Source organism: Enterobacter cloacae complex sp. 394I7, assembly GCF_057320345.1.
In genome coordinates, this window is record NZ_JBXWCR010000005.1 from 207,242 (window position 1) to 226,822 (window position 19,581).

The 19,581-nt window shown below is 54.8% G+C and carries 15 protein-coding genes; 9 read left to right on the forward strand and 6 right to left on the reverse strand.

The window, feature by feature from the left end; translation table 11 throughout:
• Positions 1 to 45: 45 nt before the first annotated feature.
• Entirely contained in the window at positions 46 to 2,076 is a 2,031-nt protein-coding gene (locus AC2FAP_RS18200; RefSeq protein ID WP_044866230.1) for an alpha-amylase, read from the reverse strand.
• A gap of 314 nt (positions 2,077 to 2,390) precedes the next feature.
• Between AC2FAP_RS18200 and AC2FAP_RS18205 the strand changes: the two genes are divergently transcribed.
• Complete coding sequence (locus AC2FAP_RS18205; RefSeq protein WP_020882650.1) at positions 2,391 to 3,215, forward strand: protein bax; 825 nt, start codon at positions 2,391 to 2,393, stop codon at positions 3,213 to 3,215.
• Positions 3,216 to 3,263: 48 nt separating this feature from the next.
• Here AC2FAP_RS18205 and xylR read toward each other — a convergent pair whose 3' ends face one another.
• The 4 genes from xylR to xylF all read right to left on the reverse strand — a co-directional run bounded on the left by xylR (position 3,264) and on the right by xylF (position 8,240).
• On the reverse strand, positions 3,264 to 4,442 hold the full coding sequence (gene xylR / locus AC2FAP_RS18210) for a D-xylose utilization transcriptional activator XylR (protein ID WP_020882649.1): 1,179 nt from the start codon (positions 4,440 to 4,442) through the stop codon (positions 3,264 to 3,266).
• A gap of 33 nt (positions 4,443 to 4,475) precedes the next feature.
• The gene (gene xylH / locus AC2FAP_RS18215; protein ID WP_014168116.1) at positions 4,476 to 5,657 is read right to left on the reverse strand and encodes a xylose ABC transporter permease XylH; all 1,182 of its coding nucleotides are present in this window, start codon (positions 5,655 to 5,657) and stop codon (positions 4,476 to 4,478) included.
• Positions 5,635 to 7,176 carry a xylose ABC transporter ATP-binding protein gene (locus tag AC2FAP_RS18220; RefSeq protein ID WP_086533114.1) on the reverse strand — a complete coding sequence of 514 codons (1,542 nt, stop codon included), beginning with the start codon at positions 7,174 to 7,176 and terminating at the stop codon, positions 5,635 to 5,637. The genes xylH and AC2FAP_RS18220 overlap by 23 nt, the downstream gene beginning before the upstream one ends.
• A 71-nt stretch (positions 7,177 to 7,247) precedes the next feature.
• Entirely contained in the window at positions 7,248 to 8,240 is a 993-nt protein-coding gene (gene xylF / locus AC2FAP_RS18225; RefSeq protein ID WP_020882647.1) for a D-xylose ABC transporter substrate-binding protein, read from the reverse strand.
• Positions 8,241 to 8,611: 371 nt separating this feature from the next.
• Between xylF and xylA the strand changes: the two genes are divergently transcribed.
• From xylA to AC2FAP_RS18245, 4 genes are all read left to right on the forward strand, one after another.
• Positions 8,612 to 9,934: a xylose isomerase gene (gene xylA / locus AC2FAP_RS18230; protein WP_449541948.1), complete on the forward strand. Its 1,323-nt coding sequence runs from the start codon at positions 8,612 to 8,614 to the stop codon at positions 9,932 to 9,934.
• Between the two features lie 71 nt (positions 9,935 to 10,005).
• Complete coding sequence (gene xylB / locus AC2FAP_RS18235; protein WP_059305623.1) at positions 10,006 to 11,460, forward strand: xylulokinase; 1,455 nt, start codon at positions 10,006 to 10,008, stop codon at positions 11,458 to 11,460.
• 103 nt (positions 11,461 to 11,563) lie between these two features.
• Positions 11,564 to 12,103: an isochorismatase family protein gene (locus AC2FAP_RS18240; RefSeq protein ID WP_020882645.1), complete on the forward strand. Its 540-nt coding sequence runs from the start codon at positions 11,564 to 11,566 to the stop codon at positions 12,101 to 12,103.
• Positions 12,103 to 13,023: a GlxA family transcriptional regulator gene (locus tag AC2FAP_RS18245; RefSeq protein ID WP_020882644.1), complete on the forward strand. Its 921-nt coding sequence runs from the start codon at positions 12,103 to 12,105 to the stop codon at positions 13,021 to 13,023. Before AC2FAP_RS18240 ends, AC2FAP_RS18245 begins: the two co-directional genes overlap by 1 nt.
• Here AC2FAP_RS18245 and AC2FAP_RS18250 read toward each other — a convergent pair.
• A complete protein-coding gene (locus AC2FAP_RS18250) occupies positions 13,016 to 14,011 on the reverse strand; it encodes an acyltransferase (RefSeq protein ID WP_014168123.1) in 996 nt (331 codons plus the stop codon). The genes AC2FAP_RS18245 and AC2FAP_RS18250 overlap by 8 nt on opposite strands.
• Positions 14,012 to 14,195: 184 nt before the next feature.
• Here AC2FAP_RS18250 and AC2FAP_RS18255 point away from each other — a divergent pair, with 184 nt between their 5' ends.
• From AC2FAP_RS18255 to AC2FAP_RS18270, 4 genes are all read left to right on the forward strand, one after another.
• The gene (locus AC2FAP_RS18255; protein ID WP_014168124.1) at positions 14,196 to 14,501 is read left to right on the forward strand and encodes a YsaB family lipoprotein; all 306 of its coding nucleotides are present in this window, start codon (positions 14,196 to 14,198) and stop codon (positions 14,499 to 14,501) included.
• A gap of 161 nt (positions 14,502 to 14,662) precedes the next feature.
• Positions 14,663 to 15,574 carry a glycine--tRNA ligase subunit alpha gene (gene glyQ / locus AC2FAP_RS18260; RefSeq protein ID WP_014168125.1) on the forward strand — a complete coding sequence of 304 codons (912 nt, stop codon included), beginning with the start codon at positions 14,663 to 14,665 and terminating at the stop codon, positions 15,572 to 15,574.
• Positions 15,575 to 15,583: 9 nt separating this feature from the next.
• Positions 15,584 to 17,653 carry a glycine--tRNA ligase subunit beta gene (gene glyS / locus AC2FAP_RS18265; RefSeq protein WP_014168126.1) on the forward strand — a complete coding sequence of 690 codons (2,070 nt, stop codon included), beginning with the start codon at positions 15,584 to 15,586 and terminating at the stop codon, positions 17,651 to 17,653.
• Positions 17,654 to 17,925: 272 nt separating this feature from the next.
• Entirely contained in the window at positions 17,926 to 19,545 is a 1,620-nt protein-coding gene (locus AC2FAP_RS18270; RefSeq protein ID WP_449541919.1) for an ABC-F family ATP-binding cassette domain-containing protein, read from the forward strand.
• Positions 19,546 to 19,581: the final 36 nt, after the last annotated feature.

The window sequence follows — 19,581 nt, forward strand, 5'->3', positions numbered from 1 at the left end:
GAAATATCCCTCTCCCGGAGGGGGAGAGGGAACCGGTTTGCGTCGTTATTGATTACCCGCCCACACCACCATGACCTTATCGCCATTGTGCTCGCGAACGAAGCCGTAGCCTTCTTTCAGCGACAGCGTGGTTTGTTTGCCTTCACCTATTGCGGGATGACGGGCGCGGAACTGGCCCAGAACCTGCCAGTGGGCGACGGTTAAGGCCTGCTTGCCCGTCACGTCCTGCCAGTTCATATCCGAGCGGGTGCCCTGTAATGGATCGGACCCTGTCGGTCCGAATGGCCGCTCGGATTCATCGCCGTAGTAAATTTGTACGCTGCCCGGGGCGAGCAGGAGCAGCTCTGCGGCACGCTGGCCGCCTTCACGGAAAAGGCGTGTGTCATGCGACGAGAGATAGCTCAGGACATTGAAGCTTTGCAGTTTTTCCGCCATCTGCTGCCAGGTCAGGTCGATGTCCGCCAGACAACCGACCGCTTTTGCTGCCTGCTCCTGATAATCAAAGTTGATCATCGCGTCAAACCCGTGGCGGTAATAATCGCTTTGCATCACGCCATGGCCCCATGACTCGCCGGTCATCCAGAACGGGGTATTGTCGAGTTTTTTGTCGGGGTTCGCGCCTTTCCAGGCTGCCAGCGCCTGGCTTGCCTGATCTTTCAACTGCTGCCAGGCCTCGAGTTCCACGTGTTTTGCCGTATCCACACGGAAACCGTCAATGCCATAGTCACGTACCCACTGGCTGAGCCAGTGGGTCAGGTAATCACGAGGGGTGTAGCCCGAAATGGCCTTCGCGTGGGTATCAGGTTTATGTTGGTAGAAGTTGGGTAAACCGGAAGGGGTCGTCGACTCCGTTTTCAGGTCCGGCAGGAACGCCAGCGACAGGGTTAAATCGTCGAAGCCGGGATTGTCATAATCGCCAATGTCGGTGCGGATCCACTTTTTACCCCACCATTTTTCCCAGGCGGCTTTGTCGCTGAAGTTGATGTAATCGTTGAAGCTGTGCCAGCTTTGGCCTGCTCCCGGCTTCCAGTCCGTCCAGTGCTCGCCCAGCGTTTTTTTCAGTTCATCACCCTGCAGATAAAGGGCCCCAAACTGGAACGCCTGCATGTCTGCGAGCGTCGCGTAACCCGTGTGGTTCATGACGATATCAAACAGGATGCGGATCCCGCGTTTATGCGCTTCATCGACAAGGTGGCGTAAGTCATCTTCGGTGCCCATGTTGGCATCAAGCGTGGTCCAGTCCTGGGTGTAGTAGCCATGATAGGCGTAGTGGGGGAAGTCACCTTTGGTACCACCGCCAACCCAGCCGTGGATCTGCTCCAGCGGGGAGCTTATCCAGAGCGCATTCACGCCCAGCTGCTGTAAATAATCGAGCCGGGTTGTAAGCCCCTTGAGATCGCCACCGTGGAAGGTGCCGATCTCCTGCATGCCATCTTTGTGGCGTCCATAGCTGTTATCGTTAGAGGGATCGCCGTTGACAAAGCGGTCAGTCAGCACGAAATAGACGGTGGCGTTTTGCCAGCTAAACGGCGCAGGTTTGTCGGTTTCGGCGCGTTCAAGCAGCAGCAGGCCGTTGCTGTTGGCGGCGGGTTGCAGGGTGATTTTTCCATTCTGCACTGTTGCAGTCTGTTTGCTGTAGAAATCACGGACCACCGATCCTTCCGGGAAATCGTTGCCAACTTCAAGCGTCAGGGGCTTACCGTCCCACTTCGGACACTGGCGGGTAACGTTTGCAACCGACGGTTCCGCTGCGCTCTGAATAGTCAGCATCAGTGTGGGCGTGCCGGAGCGGGTATCGACACGCATCTGATACTCGCCGTCGCGGAACAGTCGCCACTGCGGCGGCGTGCCGTCACATTTTTTAAGCGACAGCATCTCATTGAGTTTTATTGCATCCGTTGGCTGCCAGCACGTGTTGTCAAAACTCAGCGTAAGAGGGCGAGTACCCTTCGCAAGCTTTGCCTGGCTGGTGAATATCCCGGTACCTTCGGCGCTAAAGGCGTTGAAACCCGGTGATGACCAGTCAGCATGAGCCAGTGCGGGTAACATCAGAAAAGCTAATGCGGTGCGTTTCATTCCATTTTCCTGTCGCGGCATTTTTGACCAGTGTGCCATCAGGTGTGGGGTAAAAACTCATCCCCCAGGGCTTTCTGCAAGGATGACGCGTGAGGATGAGTGATCCCGCGCAAAATTAGGAAGTTATCTGCGAGTTCGCGCACAATTTTTCAGAATTGATGCTTATGTGAGCAGGTTTCAGGTGACATAGTTTCGGAATTGGACTATTTCTATACGTGCTCTTGCAGTCTATTTTTGTTATGATTTGAGATTCCGCTCTCAAATTTGTGAAAAAAATAAGGTGTTGGAATGTTTATATCCGACCAGGAGACCTAATGATATCGACTCCCATTCGACGATATGGGGCCGCGATACTCATGTTACTCACCATGGCATTTTCGGGTGAGGTGCTTGCGAAGACGCACACGGATACAACGAGTAAGAAAGCCCACGTAATAAAGACGACAAGTAGTAAGGTTAGCAGTAAACAAGAGTATTCTCGCAATAGTGCAAAGAGTAGTTCACTTCCTGATTTGCGAAAATACCCTTCCGGAACACCAAGGAAAAAAGCGTTTCTCCGGACGGTAATGCCTTACATCACAAGTCAAAACGCCGCGATTACTGCGGATCGTAACTGGTTGATTGCCAAACAGTACGACAGCCGTTGGTCGCCATCAGAACGCGCGCGTCTGAAAGATATCACCAAACGCTACAAGGTGAGCTGGAACGGTAACACGCGCCGTGTGCCGTGGAACTCTCTCTTAGAGCGTGTCGACATTATCCCGGGGAGCATGGTTGCGACCATGGCTGCAGCCGAAAGTGGCTGGGGTACCTCGAAACTGGCGCGTAATAACAACAACCTGTTTGGTATGAAATGTATCAAGGGGCGTTGTAACAATGCACCAGGTAAGGTGAAAGGCTATTCTCAGTTTGAATCGGTGAAAGATTCCGTGAATGCCTACGTGGTGAATCTGAACACGCATCCGGCCTACTCATCGTTCCGTAAATCGCGCGCTCAGCTGCGTAAAGCGGATCAGGAAGTGACGGCCAGCACGATGATCCACAAGCTGAAAGGTTATTCGACCAAGGGACAGAGCTATAACAACTATCTGTTCGCGATGTACCAGGATAACCAGCGCTTAATCGCCGCACATATGTAATTCAAAAAAAACGCCTTCCATCGGAAGGCGTTTTCTTTTCTCTTTTTTCTACATCATCACTTCGCTGTGACGCTCCCGGTACTCTTTTGGTGTACTTTCATACTCCTTTCGGAACACCGAATAAAAATATTGCAGCGACGGGTAACCGCACATCTGTGAGATTTCGTTGATCGACAATGAGGTGGAGATCAGCAGGCTGCGTGCTTTCTCCAGTTTCTCGGCGTGGATGACCGCATGAATGGTTTCGCCCACTTCCTCTTTAAACCGCTTCTCCAGATTCGAACGGGAAATGCCCACCGAGTCCAGCACCTGATCGACCTTAATCCCTTTGCAGGCGTTGTTGCGAATGTAGTGCATGGCCTGAATAACTGCCGGGTCGCTTAAGGAGCGGTAATCCGTTGAACGGCGTTCGACTACACGGACAGGGGGAACCAGTAAGCGCTGAAGCGGCAACGCTTCTTTATCCAGCAGACGATGCAGTAACTTCGCCGCCTGATAGCCCATCTGACGCGTACCCTGTGCCACGGACGAGAGCGCCACGCGAGAGAGGTAACGCGTCAGCTCCTCGTTATCGATGCCAATGACGCACAGTTTTTCCGGCACCGGAATGTGTAAATGTTCGCAGACCTGCAAGACGTGGCGGGCACGAGCATCCGTAACGGCAATGATGCCGGTTTGCGGCGGCAGGGTTTGCAGCCAGTCCGCCAGTCGGTTTTGCGCGTGCTGCCAGTTTTCCGGCGCGGTCTCCAGCCCCTGATAAACCACGCCGCGGTACTTCTCCTGCGCGACAAGCTGGCAGAAAGCATGTTCGCGCTCAACTGCCCAGCGCTTGCCGCTGGTTGACGGTAAACCATAAAACGCGAAGCGATGGACGCCTTTCTCTTTCAAATGCAGGAAGGCGGTCTCAACCAGCGCATGGTTATCGGTGGCGATATAGTGGACCGGCGGATAGTGTTCGGGCGCATGGTAAGACCCGCCGACGCCAACAATCGGAACGTCGACGTCAGTCAGCAATTGCTCAATGACGGGGTCGTCGTAGTCAGCGATGACCCCATCGCCCAGCCACTCTTTGATGTTTTCGAGACGGGTTCGGAAATCTTCTTCGATAAAAATATCCCACTCGGATTGCGACGCCTGCAAATATTCACCAACGCCCTCCACCACCTGACGGTCGTAGGCTTTGTTGGCATTGAATAACAACGTGATGCGGTGACGCTTTTCAAACATGGCTAACTTCCCAAATAAGTCACAATATTGTTATCAGGCTCGTCGCTTGGTTGCAGAGTCCATCCAGACTGCCAGCAAAAGAATGGCCCCCTTGACGATATACTGCCAAAACGTCGGGACGTCCATCATACTCATCCCGTTATCCAACGAAGCCATGATAAATGCCCCCATCACCGCGCCAGCCACGCTGCCGACACCGCCTGCGAGGCTGGTGCCGCCAATGACGCAGGCGGCGATAGCATCCAGCTCGGCGATGTTCCCGGCCGAGGGAGAACCCGCCCCCAGACGCGAGCTGAGGATCAACCCGGCGATAGCAACCATCAGGCCGTTAATGGCGAAGACGGCGAGTTTGGTGCGCTCGACGTTGATCCCTGAAAGGCGAGCAGCCTCAAGGTTGCCGCCGATGGCATAAATACGGCGACCAAACGCGGTACGCGTGGCCATAAACATCCCGGCCAGCAGCAACAGTGCCAACAGCAATACCGGAGTCGGGACACCGCGATAGTCGTTCAGAAGCCAGATTGCGCCCAGTACAATGACCGCAGTGAGTGCCTGACGACCGACTGTGGACGTTGACGCTGGCGATGCCAGACCCAACGCCTGACGGCGCATTCGCCCACGCCACTGCCAGGCCACAAACGCCAGCAACCCAATCACACCGAACGTAAAGCCGACGCTATCGGCGAGGTAGCTCTGACCAATTTGTGACATGGCTGCGCTGGTAGGGGAGACGGTGGTGCCGTTGGTGATGCCAATTAAGATCCCGCGGAAGGCCAGCATCCCCGCCAGCGTGACAATGAACGACGGGACTTTACGGTAGGCAACCCACCAGCCGTTCCAGGCACCCAGCAGCAGACCCAGCACCAGCGTAACCGCAATGGTCAGCGGCAGTGGCCAGCCAAGCCAGACGTCAAAAATGGCCGCCACGCCACCAAGCAGACCCATCATCGACCCCACCGACAGGTCGATTTCCGCCGAGATAATCACGAATACCATGCCCACCGCGAGGATGCCGGTAATGGCAGTCTGACGCAGCAGGTTAGAGACGTTACGCGCGCTTAAGTACGAGCCATCGGTCATCCAGGTAAAGAACAACATGATGGCAATAATCGCCGCAATCATCACGAAAACCTGCAGGTTCAACGCTTTTAGACCGGCAAACGCGCCGGGCGTCGGAACAGCGACTTTAATATCAGACGGATTGCTTTTCGACATGACGTTCGCTCCTTAAAGCGGCTTCCATCACCTGCTCCTGCGTCAGGTTCTGGTTAATCAGATTGGCTTTCAGTTTTCCCTCGTGCATGACCAGCACGCGATCGCTCAGGCCGAGCACTTCGGGTAACTCAGACGAGATGACAATGACGGCAATCCCTTGCTGTACAAGCTGATTAATCAGTTTGTAGATTTCGTACTTGGCGCCGATATCGATCCCACGCGTCGGCTCGTCCAGGATCAATATGCGTGGGTTGAGAAGCAGGCAGCGCGCCAGGATTGCCTTCTGCTGGTTGCCCCCGCTCAGACGTCCAATGGCCAGTTCCGGGGAGGATGTTTTGACCTTGAGTCTGGCGAGCGACTGGAGAATGCACTGCTGCTCAGCAGCATCATCGAGGCTGCTCAGCGCACCGGAGAACCTATCGAGCGCGGCAAGCGTGATGTTTTTACCCACCGCCATGACCGGGACGATGCCATCTTTCTTGCGATCTTCCGGTACCATGGCGATACCGTGGGCAATCGCCTGCTGGCAGTTCTCGATTTTTACCGGCTGTCCGTCGATAAAAATACGGCCTTCCCAGCGACCCGGCCATACGCCAAACAGGCACTGGACGGCTTCAGTTCGCCCGGCCCCGACTAACCCCGCAATACCGAGGATTTCGCCGCTGTGAAGGGAAAACGAGACGTTATTCACGCGCTTGATGTGGCGGTTAACGGGATGCCACGCGGTGAGGTTTTCCACCCGTAACACTTCGTCACCCGTGGTGTGCGGTTCGTTTGGATAGAGCGCCGTGAGCTCGCGCCCCACCATCATGGTGATAATGTCATCTTCACTCATGCCGGCAGCTTCACGTGTGCCGATGTGCTGACCGTCGCGGATCACACAGATGGTGTCCGAAATGGCTTTTACCTCATTGAGCTTGTGTGAAATGTAGATGCACGCAATGCCGTGGTTTTGCAGATCGCGAATGATATTGAGCAGGACGGCCGTTTCCTGCTCGGTGAGGGAGGCCGTTGGCTCATCGAGGATCAGCAGCCTTACCTGTTTGTTCAGCGCCTTGGCGATTTCAACCAGCTGTTGTTGCCCGAGGCCAAGATCACCGACGCGCGTATCCGGGGAAATCGCGAGACTTACCTGGGCCAGCAGTTTTTCACAGCGTAGCGTCATGGTGTCGTAATCCAGTACGCCATGACGTGAAATTTCGGCCCCCAGAAAAATGTTCTCCAGCACGGTGAGGTGCTTCACCAGCGCCAGCTCCTGGTGGATGATGGCGATGCCTTTGCGTTCGGTATCGCGAATGTGTGTCGCCTGAATCACTTCACCGGCAAAGACAATTTCGCCTTCGTAACTGCCGTGCGGGTAGATCCCACACAACACTTTCATCAACGTCGATTTGCCCGATCCGTTTTCGCCACACAGCGAGACCACTTCGCCGGGATTGAGCCGCAGACTGACGTTGTCGACCGCTTTCACCGCGCCAAAGCGCTTGGTGATGCTTTTCATTTCAAGTAAATAAGGCATAACTGCTCCACATGACCCGAGGGAAGAACAGTACAACTCGATGCGCCCCCGCAGAGCAGGGGCGCGCTGGATTACAGTTCACTCTTCTTGTGGAAACCGTCTTTAATGACGGTGGCGTCAATGTTCTCTTTATTGACTTCAATGGGGGTGAGCAGACGAGCCGGAACATCTTTAAGCCCGTTATTCAGCGTCGCGTCTGCCTTAGGTTGCTTACCATTTCCCAGCTCCACGGCAATTTCCGCCGCCGTATTCGCAAGCTGGGTAATCGGTTTGTAGACGGTCATGGTTTGTGTGCCTGCCATGATGCGTTTGACGCCCGCGAGGTCGGCATCCTGACCCGAAATAGCCACTTTTCCTGCCAGCCCCTGGGCGCTGAGTGCCTGGATTGCGCCCCCTGCGGTGGCATCGTTGGATGCGACGACAGCATCGATTTTGTTGTTGTTGGCGGTTAAGGCGTTTTCCATGATTTTCAGCGCGTTTTCTGGCAGCCAGCCATCCGCCCACTGATCGCCGACCACTTTAATCTTACCGCTGTCGATATACGGCTTCAGGACTTTCATTTGCCCTTCGCGGAACAGCTTGGCGTTGTTATCAACCGGCGAGCCGCCCATCAGGAAATAATTGCCCTGAGGTACTTTGTCGATCAGGCTTTTAGCCTGTAATTCACCCACTTTTTCATTGTCGAACGAAATATAATAATCGATATCCGCATTATTAATCATGCGGTCATAGGCTAAGACTTTTATGCCTTCTTGTTTGGCTTCTTTAACGACGTTACTTAATACCTGGCCGTTATAAGGGATAATGACCAGCACATCGACGCCGCGGTTGATCATATTCTCAATTTGCGACATTTGCGTTTCTTCGTTGCCGTTCGCGGATTGCACAAACACATTCGCGCCAAGTGATTCCGCTTTTTTCACAAAAATATCACGATCTTTCTGCCAGCGTTCAAGACGCAGATCGTCAATCGCCATGCCAATTTTGACTTCCTTGGCATGTCCGGCAAAGCTTGCAAGGAGGAGCGTAGTGCAGAGAGTAAGGGACAGGTTCTTTATCTTCATAATTATAGGGCCTTTTTGTAGGGGTATGTGTTGCTGAGATAAAAGAAACATTCACTGCTGGGACGCAGCAAATTTTTAACGGGGAAAGGCGGGCTGGCAATTACAGATTTTTATCTTCGCATTATGATATTTGGTTTATTTCTGAATTTATGACCGCGATCGAATTTTAAAATACGTAACGTCTTAATTACATTTGATTATGGAAGAGGGACCGAAAAATAGTTTGCCTGCACATTATTTTGCGAGCCAGCGCACAGTTGTGCATTCTCTCAATAGCAGTGTGAAATAACGTAATTGAGCAAGCCAAAATGTCTATTCACTATTACTCCTGTATCAACGACTCGCCGCATACCCTGATTATGGAGCTCAATATGCAAGCTTATTTCGACCAACTCGATCGTGTTCGTTACGAAGGCCCGAAAACAACCAATCCTTTAGCATTTCGTCACTACAACCCGGATGAGCTGGTGCTGGGTAAGCGCATGGAAGATCATTTGCGCTTTGCCGCCTGTTACTGGCATACCTTCTGCTGGAACGGAGCCGATATGTTCGGCGTGGGTTCCTTTGACCGTCCATGGCAGCAGCCGGGTGAGGCCATCGAGCTGGCGAAGCGTAAAGCCGATGTCGCCTTTGAATTCTTCCACAAGCTGAACGTGCCGTACTACTGCTTCCATGACGTGGATGTGTCGCCGGAAGGCGCCTCACTGAAAGAGTATCTGAACAATTTCGCGCAGATGGTGGATGTGCTGGCGGCTAAACAGCAGCAAAGCGGCGTGAAGCTGCTGTGGGGCACGGCCAACTGCTTTACCAACCCACGCTATGGCGCGGGTGCGGCAACCAATCCGGATCCGGAAGTGTTTAGCTGGGCGGCAACGCAGGTGGTTACCGCAATGAACGCCACGCATCAGCTGGGCGGCGAAAACTATGTGCTGTGGGGCGGTCGTGAAGGCTATGAAACCCTGCTCAACACCGACCTGCGTCAGGAGCGCGAGCAGATTGGCCGCTTTATGCAGATGGTGGTCGACCATAAACACAAAATCGGTTTCCGCGGTACGCTGCTGATCGAACCGAAGCCTCAGGAACCTACGAAGCACCAGTACGACTACGACGTTGCTACCGTGTACGGCTTCCTGAAACAGTTCGGCCTGGAAAAAGAGATCAAAGTTAACATTGAAGCCAACCATGCCACGCTGGCCGGCCACTCTTTCCATCACGAGATCGCGTCTGCTATCGCGCTGGGTATCTTCGGTTCTGTTGATGCTAACCGCGGCGATGCGCAACTGGGTTGGGATACCGACCAGTTCCCGAACAGCGTGGAAGATAATGCGCTGGTGATGTATGAAATTATCAAAGCGGGTGGTTTCACCACCGGCGGGCTGAACTTCGATGCCAAAGTGCGCCGTCAGAGCACCGACAAATACGACCTGTTCTACGGCCATATTGGCGCAATGGATACCATGGCGCTGGCGCTTAAAGTCGCCGCCCGTATGATTGAAGACGGTGAACTGGATAAACGTGTCGCGAAGCGTTATAGCGGCTGGAACAGTGAGCTGGGTCAGCAAATTTTGAAAGGCCAGTTATCGCTTGCGGACGTCGCGAAGTACGCTGAACAACATCAACTGGCACCGCAGCATCAGAGCGGGCATCAGGAGCTGCTGGAAAACCTGGTTAATCACTACCTGTTCGATAAATAACAGTGAGTAGATAATCACGTAAGCCCGGTAAGCGTCACGCCACCGGGCATTTCTGTTAAAGGAGTCACCGAATGTATATCGGGATTGATCTTGGCACATCGGGTGTGAAAGCCATCCTGTTAAGCGAGCAGGGCGACGTGTTAGCAACGCAGACAGAAAAGCTGCAGGTCTCACGTCCGCATCCGCTATGGTCGGAACAGGATCCGGAGCAGTGGTGGCTGGCAACGGATCGTGCAATCAAAGCGCTAGGTGAACAGCACAGTCTGCGTGACGTCAAAGCCCTCGGCATTGCCGGGCAAATGCACGGCGCGACGTTACTGGACAGTCAACATCACGTTCTGCGGCCGGCCATTCTCTGGAACGATGGTCGCTGTGCAGAAGAGTGCGCACTCCTTGAAGAGCGAGTACCCACCTCCCGCAGTATTACCGGCAACCTGATGATGCCCGGTTTTACCGCACCAAAGTTACTGTGGGTACACCGCCATGAGCCGGAAATTTTCCGTCAGGTGGCGAAAGTTTTACTGCCAAAAGATTATCTGCGTTTTCGCATGACGGGTGCTTTCGCCAGCGACATGTCTGACGCTGCCGGCACGATGTGGCTCGACGTGGCCAAGCGTGACTGGAGTGAGGCCATGCTCGATGCCTGCCACCTGACTCGCGAACATATGCCAGCGCTCTATGAGGGCAGTGAGATAACGGGTACCTTACAGCCTGCCGTCGCAGAACGCTGGAATATGCCCGCTGTCCCGGTGGTGGCTGGTGGCGGTGACAACGCGGCGGGTGCCGTGGGGGTCGGGATGGTGGAAGCCGGGCAGGCGATGCTTTCGCTGGGAACGTCTGGCGTCTATTTTGCGGTCAGCGAGGGTTATCGCAGTAATCCTGAAAGTGCCGTTCACAGTTTCTGCCATGCGCTGCCGGGAAAATGGCATCTGATGTCGGTTATGTTGAGCGCCGCCTCTTGCCTTGACTGGGCCGCGAAACTGACCGGGATGGCTGATGTTCCGGCACTGATTGCTGCTGCACAGCAGGCGGATGAAAGTGCGGGTACCGTCTGGTTTTTACCCTATCTTTCCGGCGAGCGCACGCCGCATAACAACCCGGAAGCGAAAGGGGTATTCTTTGGGTTAACCCATCAGCATGGCCCGGCGGAACTGGCTCGTGCCGTTCTGGAAGGCGTGGGATATGCCCTGGCGGACGGAATGGACGTGGTACATGACTGCGGTGTGACGCCGGCGAGTATCACCCTGATTGGTGGCGGTGCGCGTAGCAGTTACTGGCGCCAGATGCTGTCTGATATCAGCGGACTGCAGCTCGATTTTCGTACCGGTGGTGATGTGGGGCCTGCGCTCGGTGCAGCGCGACTGGCACAGATTGCCATGAACCCGGAAACGCCGCTTTCTCAGCTGTTACCGCAGCTTCAACTGGAACAGGCGCATCTGCCTGATGCGGCACGTCATGCGCGTTATGCGCAAAGACGCGAGGTCTTTCGCAAAATCTACCAACAGCTGCTGCCGCTGATGTCGTAAATACGGTTGTCTGTCAGAGGCACGAGGTTGTCCTTTTTTGGTCTGTGCGGGCCTTCATTTCCTTGCCAGTATGGTGTCATACCCACTGGCGAGGAGATTCAACATGTCACGTACTGCATTAATCAACATCGATACTCAGCAGTCTTTTCATCATCGTCATTACTGGCAGGAGGACGAAATTCCTGCCTTTCAGCAGGCGATGCTGGGGCTGATTGAGGGCTGCCAGGCGCGTGGCATTCCTGTCGTTGATATTTTCCATGTAGATGAAGACGGTCCGTTCACACTGCAAAGCGGCTATGTCAAACCGATGGCCTTTTTACGTCATCAGCCGGACGTGGTCTTCCAGAAACACGTCCATAATGCGTTCACGGATACCGGGCTTGACCGCTGGCTGCGTGAGCGAGACATTAATCAGCTCATCGTGTGCGGCATTCGCACGGAACAATGCTGTGAAACCACTGCGCGGGTGGCATCCGATCTGGGCTATGCTGTGACCTTTGTTAGCGAGGCAACGCTCACGTTTCCAATGACGCACAAGGGGATAACCCTGAGCGCAGAGGAACTGCGCCATCGTACCGAGACGGTACTGGCCGGGCGGTTTGCCGACATTAAAACGGTTGCGGAGACGCTGGAGTCACTGTAATGAGCATCGACGTCTGGTTTGTGATGTTGCCCGGGGTGCTGTCATTAGACATGACGGGCCCGGCAGAGACCTTTGTGCTGGCAGGGGACGCGTTTCGCCTGCATTACATTGGTCCGCAGGCAGAGGTTCCGACGTCGATTGGTCTGATGATGGGCGGTATTCAGCCGCTGCCGGAAAGCTTGCCTGAGGGCAGTTTGCTGGTGCTGCCGGGGGTAAGCGACTCCCGCTTTCAGTTTTCAACGCCCCAGGCGCAGCTGATCCAGCACTGGTTAATGCGCCTGCAGCCAAAAATTCACCGTCAGGATATCACCGTCATGTGTGTCTGTTCAGGGGCGTTGCTGGCGGCAAAATCGGGCTTGCTGAACCACCGGCAGTGCACAACGCATCATGACGTTATAAGCCGTTTGCGTACGGCGGCTCCGACGGCAATCATCAAAGAAAACCGGATCTTCGTGCAGGATGAGAATATCTGGACCAGCGCCGGCATCACCTCGGGCATCGACCTGGCGCTGCATATGATTAACCGTCTGTGTGGCGCAGAAAAAGCGCTGGCCGTGGCGCGCGAAATGGTGGTCTGGTTTCGTCGCTCCGGGGACGATCCCCAGCTGTCGCCATGGTTACGCTACCGCAATCATCTTCACCCGGCCATTCATCGTGCGCAGGATGCGCTTACCACCGAGCCGCACAAAGCCTGGGTTTTACCCGAGATTGCCGCTCTGGCGCATGTCAGCCCGCGCCATTTAACGCGGCTTTTTCAGACGCATTTAGGGATAAGCGTTCGCGACTATCTGGAGCAGTTGCGTCTGGCGGTGGCTGAACAGTGGCTGTTGCAAGGGCGTGGCGTGGAACAGGCCTCACTGGCCGCGGGGTTTTCCTCCCCGCGCCAGTATCATCGTGCCCGACAGCGCAGCGTTAACTGACGAAGCGGCGGGTGTCGACCTTCTGCAGCAGCATTGACAGCAGCAGGCTCGCCATCAGCGTGACGGTGAAAATCCAGAGGATATCCAGCACCGGCCAGCTTTTGAACTCGACCCCTCTCGTTCTCAGGGCGTGGATCACCAGCGCGTGAAAACCGTATATTCCGAGCGAGTGTCGGGAGATAACGCTCAGCACCGGAAGGGGGCGTGCGTTCAGGGTGTTTTTGGCGAGTGTAAGCAGGGATACGGCACAGATGAAGACCATCGGGCCGCAATACAGGTACCAGGTATCGGCAAAATTGCCGCGCCATTGCAGTTCATGCAGCGTTCCACGCGAAATCACGATCACGCCGATGATAAACAACGCTGCACATAGCCCGTTCATGCCGCGTTTTTGGGTGTCCATCATCCCGATAGCTCGCCCCAGCATGCCGTAGAGCACGTAGTAAAAGGTATCGCCGTTGATATAGAGATTGACCGGTAACCATTCAAAACCATCAATTTTCTGCGAGACCGTATTCGGGTTGGCTATGATGCCAATGACCACCATCAGCGCCAGCAGCATTTTCCCGCTCACGGTTTTCACCTGAATCAGTGGGGAAACCAGATAGATAACGATAATGGCGAAGAAAAACCACAGATGGTAGAAGACGGGTTTTTGCAGAAGGTATTTGAGTGATAGCCCGGCGTTAATCGAGGTGAACAGGGTGATATAGAGCAAGGCCACGGCGCTGTAGAAGCCCAGGCAGGCGGCGATGCGGATAAAATGACGCGGTTGCGCGCTACGCTCGCCAAAAAAGAGAAAGCCGGAAATCATAAAGAACAACGGCACACTGACCCGCGACGCGGAGTTAAGAATATTGGCTATATCCCAGTTAACAGGGCTGATACTGTGCGCATTGGTAACATACCAGGTCGTCGTGTGGATCATGACCACCATCAGACACGCTATTCCTCGCAGATTATCAATCCAGCTAATTTTTGACGACATCAGTTCCTCATCATCCCTTGTAAATTCAGTGTGACTGCGATTGTATTGAAGCCTCTCTCTGGAAAATTCTGAGTTTTATTGAGCAGCCTTGTTTGAAAGCCGCGAGGTTCGCAGAATGCCAGGGCATAATCTATAAAAGCTTTGCTACTAAAAATAACAGCCACTGAACAGGGCGGTAATAAAAATGATGATGAAGCGTGCGGCGTCACTCTTTCTGCTGTTTATCCTGGCAGGATGCAGTACGCCACCCTCTGCACCCGTGCAAAAAGCACAGCAGGGAAAAATCAGCCCGGAACGCTCCCTGAATATGGAGCAGTTCTGTAAGGATCAGGCTGCGCGCCGCTATAACTCGGATGCGCAGAACATTGATGTCACCGGATTTGAGCGATTCCAGGGGAGTTATGAGCTGAAAGGCCATACGTCCCGTAAAGAGGGCTTTGTCTGTTCGTTTGACGCAGACGGTCAGTTTTTACATCTCTCCATGCGCTAAGCCGCTCGCATAATCAACAGCCAGACGCCGGCAACTGCCTGGCGTGGTGGCTTATTTCCCCAATTTTCCCTAAACAAACCCGTTTCGTACTGTATATCTTGCAGGCAGCGGGTATACTGGTCCCTTCCATTTAAAACCACACGTATCCAGCACGACATACTATGCAAAAGTTTGATACCAAGACCTTCCAGGGCCTGATCCTGACCTTACAGGATTACTGGGCTCGTCAGGGCTGTACCATTGTTCAACCTTTGGACATGGAAGTAGGCGCAGGCACTTCACACCCAATGACCAGCTTACGCGCGTTGGGGCCGGAGCCAATGGCGACTGCTTATGTGCAACCTTCACGTCGTCCGACCGATGGCCGTTACGGCGAAAACCCGAACCGTCTGCAGCATTACTATCAGTTCCAGGTGGTGATTAAGCCATCGCCAGACAACATTCAGGAACTGTACCTCGGGTCACTGAAAGAGCTGGGTATGGATCCAACCATTCACGATATCCGTTTCGTGGAAGATAACTGGGAGAACCCAACGCTGGGTGCCTGGGGTCTGGGTTGGGAAGTGTGGCTGAACGGTATGGAAGTGACGCAGTTCACTTACTTCCAGCAGGTTGGCGGTCTGGAATGTAAACCGATTACCGGCGAAATCACCTACGGTCTGGAACGTCTGGCCATGTATATTCAGGGCGTAGACAGCGTTTACGACCTGGTCTGGAGCGACGGCCCGCTGGGTAAAACCACCTACGGCGACGTGTTCCATCAGAACGAAGTGGAGCAATCCACTTATAACTTCGAATACGCGGATGTGGACTTCCTGTTCACCTGCTTCGAGCAGTACGAGAAAGAAGCGCAGCAGTTGCTGGCGCTGGAGTCTCCGCTGCCGCTGCCTGCTTACGAGCGTATTCTGAAGGCCGCCCACAGCTTCAACCTGCTGGACGCCCGCAAAGCCATCTCCGTGACTGAACGTCAGCGCTACATTCTGCGTATTCGTACCCTGACCAAAGCCGTTGCAGAAGCGTACTATGCGTCCCGTGAAGCCCTTGGCTTCCCGATGTGCAACCGAAACAAATAAGAGGCGGCCATGTCTGAGAAAACTTTCCTGGTGGAAATTGGCACCGAAGAGCTGCCACCAAAAGCCCTGCGCAGCCTGGCTGAATCTTTTGCTGCGAACGTGACTGCTGAGCTGGATAACGCTGGCCTGGCACACGGTAAAATTGAATGGTTTGCTGCTCCGCGTCGTCTGGCGCTGAAAGTGGCGAACCTGGCGGCGTCTCAGCCGGATCGTGAAGTTGAAAAACGTGGCCCGGCGATTGCTCAGGCGTTTGATGCTGAAGGCAAGCCAAGCAAAGCGGCTGAAGGCTGGGCGCGTGGTTGTGGTATCACCGTCGATCAGGCTGAGCGTCTGACCACCGATAAAGGCGAGTGGCTGCTGTACCGTGCACATGTGAAAGGTGAAAGTGCGCAAGCGCTGCTGCCTGACATGATTGCCACGTCGCTGGCCAGGCTGCCGATTCCAAAACTGATGCGCTGGGGCGCAAGCGACGTGCACTTCGTGCGTCCTGTGCACACCGTGACGCTGCTGCTGGGCGATACCGTTATTCCGGCCACCATCCTGGGTGTGGCGTCCGATCGCGTGATCCGTGGGCACCGCTTCATGGGCGAGCCTGAGTTCACCATCGACAATGCTGACCAGTATCCGCAGATCCTGCTGGAGCGCGGTAAAGTTATTGCTGACTACGAACAGCGTAAAGCCAAAATCAAGGCGGATGCGGAAGACGCGGCGCGTAAGATTGGCGGTAAAGCGGATCTGAGCGACAGCCTGCTGGAAGAAGTAACCTCTCTGGTTGAATGGCCAGTGGTACTGACCGCGAAGTTCGAAGAGAAATTCCTGGCCGTGCCGGCTGAAGCGCTGGTGTACACCATGAAGGGTGACCAGAAGTACTTCCCGGTTTACGCCAACGACGGCAAGCTGCTGCCAAACTTCATCTTCGTGGCGAACATTGAATCAAAAGATCCGATCCAGATTATCTCCGGTAACGAGAAAGTGGTGCGTCCACGTCTGGCGGATGCCGAGTTCTTCTTCAACACCGACCGTAAAAAGCGTCTTGAAGATCACCTGCCACGTCTGCAGACCGTGCTGTTCCAGCAACAGCTGGGTACGCTGCGCGACAAGACTGACCGTATTGCGGAGCTGTCTGGCTGGATCGCACGTGAAATCGGTGCGGATGTGAACCACGCAACGCGCGCGGGTTTACTGTCCAAGTGTGACCTGATGACCAATATGGTGTTCGAATTTACCGACACCCAGGGTGTGATGGGGATGCACTACGCGCGTCACGACGGTGAAGCGGAAGATGTGGCCGTGGCCCTGAACGAGCAGTATCAGCCGCGCTTCGCGGGTGACGCGCTGCCGTCTAATCCGGTGGCCTGTGCGGTCGCGATTGCCGATAAGATGGACACCCTTGCAGGTATCTTTGGCATCGGTCAGCATCCAAAAGGCGACAAAGACCCGTTTGCGCTGCGTCGTGCTGCCCTGGGCGTGCTGCGTATCATCGTTGAAAAGAACCTGAACCTGGATCTGCAGACCCTGACTGAAGAAGCGGTACGTCTGTACGGTGATAAGCTGACCAACGCCAACGTGGTCGATGATGTGATCGACTTTATGCTTGGTCGCTTCCGTGCGTGGTATCAGGACGAAGGTTACACCGTCGATACCATTCAGGCGGTACTGGCACGTCGTCCAACCCGTCCGGCAGATTTCGATGCGCGTATGAAGGCGGTTTCCCACTTCCGTACGCTGGAAGCGGCATCTGCACTGGCCGCGGCTAACAAGCGTGTCTCTAACATTCTGGCGAAATCCGACGAAACGCTGAACGAGCGTGTGAACGCTGCGACTCTGAAAGAGCCAGAAGAGATCGCCCTGGCGATGCAGGTTGTGGTACTGCGTGACAAGCTGGAGCCGTATTTCGCCGAAGGCCGCTACCAGGAAGCCCTGGTGGAGCTGGCGGAACTGCGTGATGTCATCGATGCCTTCTTCGAGAAAGTGATGGTGAACGTGGAAGATAAAGAGCTGCGTATCAACCGTCTCTCTATGCTCGAAAAACTGCGTGAGCTGTTCCTGCGCGTGGCGGATATTTCGCTGCTGCAGTAACGTGCATGTGCCCGGTGACGGGCCAGCAGATGAGAAAAACCCGCTTCGGCGGGTTTTTTTATGTCTCGTTTTTTTGTGGACCAGCTAAGCGCAGTGCAATCGCCTAAAAATTCACCTTGAAATGGTCAGCAAATTACCGTTATCCTGTTTCTCGTTATATTTCTCCCTCAGGAGCGCATCCCGAAAATGAACAAACACGACTGATGAATTTCGATCCTTGCTAAACGCGACCGCGTCGGCAGGGGATGTTTTGATTTCATTCAGGAGTGCTTATGGCTCATTTTGCGCAATCCCCTTCTTTTATTTTGCATCAGGTGACCTGTCAGTTTGCGACGGGCGATACCCTTTTTGGTCCGCTGAATCTTTCTCTGGCGCCGTCACTGTGCGCGCTGGTTGGCCGCAACGGCAGCGGTAAAACACGTCTGCTACGTTTGCTGGCAGGGTGTGATGAACCTGCCAGCGGTCATATCGAACGTTTTGCAACGCACGCTTATGTGGCACAACAGCCCGATATCTCCCCGCGAACCACGCTTGCTGAGCTGCTGGGGTATGAGGCGATTTTTGCTGCGCGTAAGCGCATCGACAGCGGTGACTACCAGCCAGATGATTTGGCGCTACTCGACGGACACTGGGATGTAGCAGAACGTCTGAGCGAGGCGTTTTTCCACGCAAAACTTCCACCATTTGACCCGGATAAATCAGCCATGGAACTCAGCGGCGGCGAGCGCATTCGCGCGTTGCTCTGTGGCGCGTTTACGTCTGATGCGGATTATTTGCTGCTGGACGAACCCACCAACCATCTCGACCGGCAGGGACGTGAGTGGTTCTACGACCAGCTCGCCCGTTATCAGGGGGGCGTGCTGGTGGCCTCCCACGACCGTGAACTGCTGGCGAAGGTACCGCGTATTCTTGAACTGAGCGCCTCGGGTCTTCGCCACTACGGTGGCAGTTACGACGACTATACGCATCAGCGGGACGCCGAACAGCAGGCAGCCCGTGCGGCACTGGAACATGCGGCAACAGAACGCAAACGCACCCGCGCGCGGATGCAAAAAGAGCATGACGAAAGCCAGCGGCGTTCGGCGAAGACGTTACGTACGGTCGATAACCTTAATATCGCCTCGTTCGAGCGGGTCAAATACAAAATGGCCGCCAAAGAGCGCATTGGCGCCTGGAAAAAACAGCATGGCGATCAACATGAAGCGCTGAATGCCGCGGTGAACAAGGCCCGGGAGCGAGTTGAAGAGGAGAATCCGGTGATGTTCACGTTGCCTGGAAGCCAGATTGCTGAGGGGAAACAGGTGTTGGTGATGGAGGGGCTGGTGCTGCCACACGTCACTCTCCCGCCGACCAACTGGCGGATGGACGGACCGATGCGCGTGGCGCTAAAAGGACCAAACGGCTGCGGTAAATCGACGCTTTTAAAAGCCATTCTCGGCGAAGTGGCTCCGCTCTCAGGAACGTGTAAGGTATCGGTAAACTGCGCTTATCTCGATCAACATCTGTCGCAGCTCGATCTTTCGCAGTCGGTGATGGCGCATCTCAATCTGAGTCATACACCTCTGGAAGAGGGTGTGCTGCGAACCCGTTTAGCGCAGCTTCAGCTGGGCGCCGACAAAGTGGCGCTTCCGCTGGCTGAGCTGAGCGGCGGGGAACGTCTCAAGGCTGCACTGGCCTGTGTTTTGTGGCGCGAAGACGCTACGCAGCTTTTACTGCTGGATGAACCGACCAACCATCTGGATCTGGCCTCGGTCGAGGCGATTGAAGCCGCACTGGCCGGTTTCCCCGGGGCATTGCTGGTGGTTTCTCACGATGAGGCTTTTTTGCGGGGGTTAGCATTGACGCATGAACTGGTCTGGGAAGAGGCGGGTTGGCGGTGTGCCCCCCTTTAAAACACAAGCCCCCGCAAAGGCGGGGGCGGTAACTCA

Coding starts and splice junctions, on each gene's coding strand:
- AC2FAP_RS18220 (WP_086533114.1), bottom strand. CDS start 7,176: ATGCCTTATTTACTTGAAATGAAAAGCATCACCAAGCGCTTTGGCGCG.
- glyS (WP_014168126.1), top strand. CDS start 15,584: ATGTCTGAGAAAACTTTCCTGGTGGAAATTGGCACCGAAGAGCTGCCA.
- AC2FAP_RS18270 (WP_449541919.1), top strand. CDS start 17,926: ATGGCTCATTTTGCGCAATCCCCTTCTTTTATTTTGCATCAGGTGACC.
- AC2FAP_RS18245 (WP_020882644.1), top strand. CDS start 12,103: ATGAGCATCGACGTCTGGTTTGTGATGTTGCCCGGGGTGCTGTCATTA.
- xylR (WP_020882649.1), bottom strand. CDS start 4,442: ATGTTTGAAAAGCGTCACCGCATCACGTTGTTATTCAATGCCAACAAA.
- xylH (WP_014168116.1), bottom strand. CDS start 5,657: ATGTCGAAAAGCAATCCGTCTGATATTAAAGTCGCTGTTCCGACGCCC.
- xylA (WP_449541948.1), top strand. CDS start 8,612: ATGCAAGCTTATTTCGACCAACTCGATCGTGTTCGTTACGAAGGCCCG.
- AC2FAP_RS18240 (WP_020882645.1), top strand. CDS start 11,564: ATGTCACGTACTGCATTAATCAACATCGATACTCAGCAGTCTTTTCAT.
- xylB (WP_059305623.1), top strand. CDS start 10,006: ATGTATATCGGGATTGATCTTGGCACATCGGGTGTGAAAGCCATCCTG.
- AC2FAP_RS18255 (WP_014168124.1), top strand. CDS start 14,196: ATGATGATGAAGCGTGCGGCGTCACTCTTTCTGCTGTTTATCCTGGCA.
- xylF (WP_020882647.1), bottom strand. CDS start 8,240: ATGAAGATAAAGAACCTGTCCCTTACTCTCTGCACTACGCTCCTCCTT.
- glyQ (WP_014168125.1), top strand. CDS start 14,663: ATGCAAAAGTTTGATACCAAGACCTTCCAGGGCCTGATCCTGACCTTA.
- AC2FAP_RS18200 (WP_044866230.1), bottom strand. CDS start 2,076: ATGAAACGCACCGCATTAGCTTTTCTGATGTTACCCGCACTGGCTCAT.
- AC2FAP_RS18205 (WP_020882650.1), top strand. CDS start 2,391: ATGATATCGACTCCCATTCGACGATATGGGGCCGCGATACTCATGTTA.
- AC2FAP_RS18250 (WP_014168123.1), bottom strand. CDS start 14,011: ATGTCGTCAAAAATTAGCTGGATTGATAATCTGCGAGGAATAGCGTGT.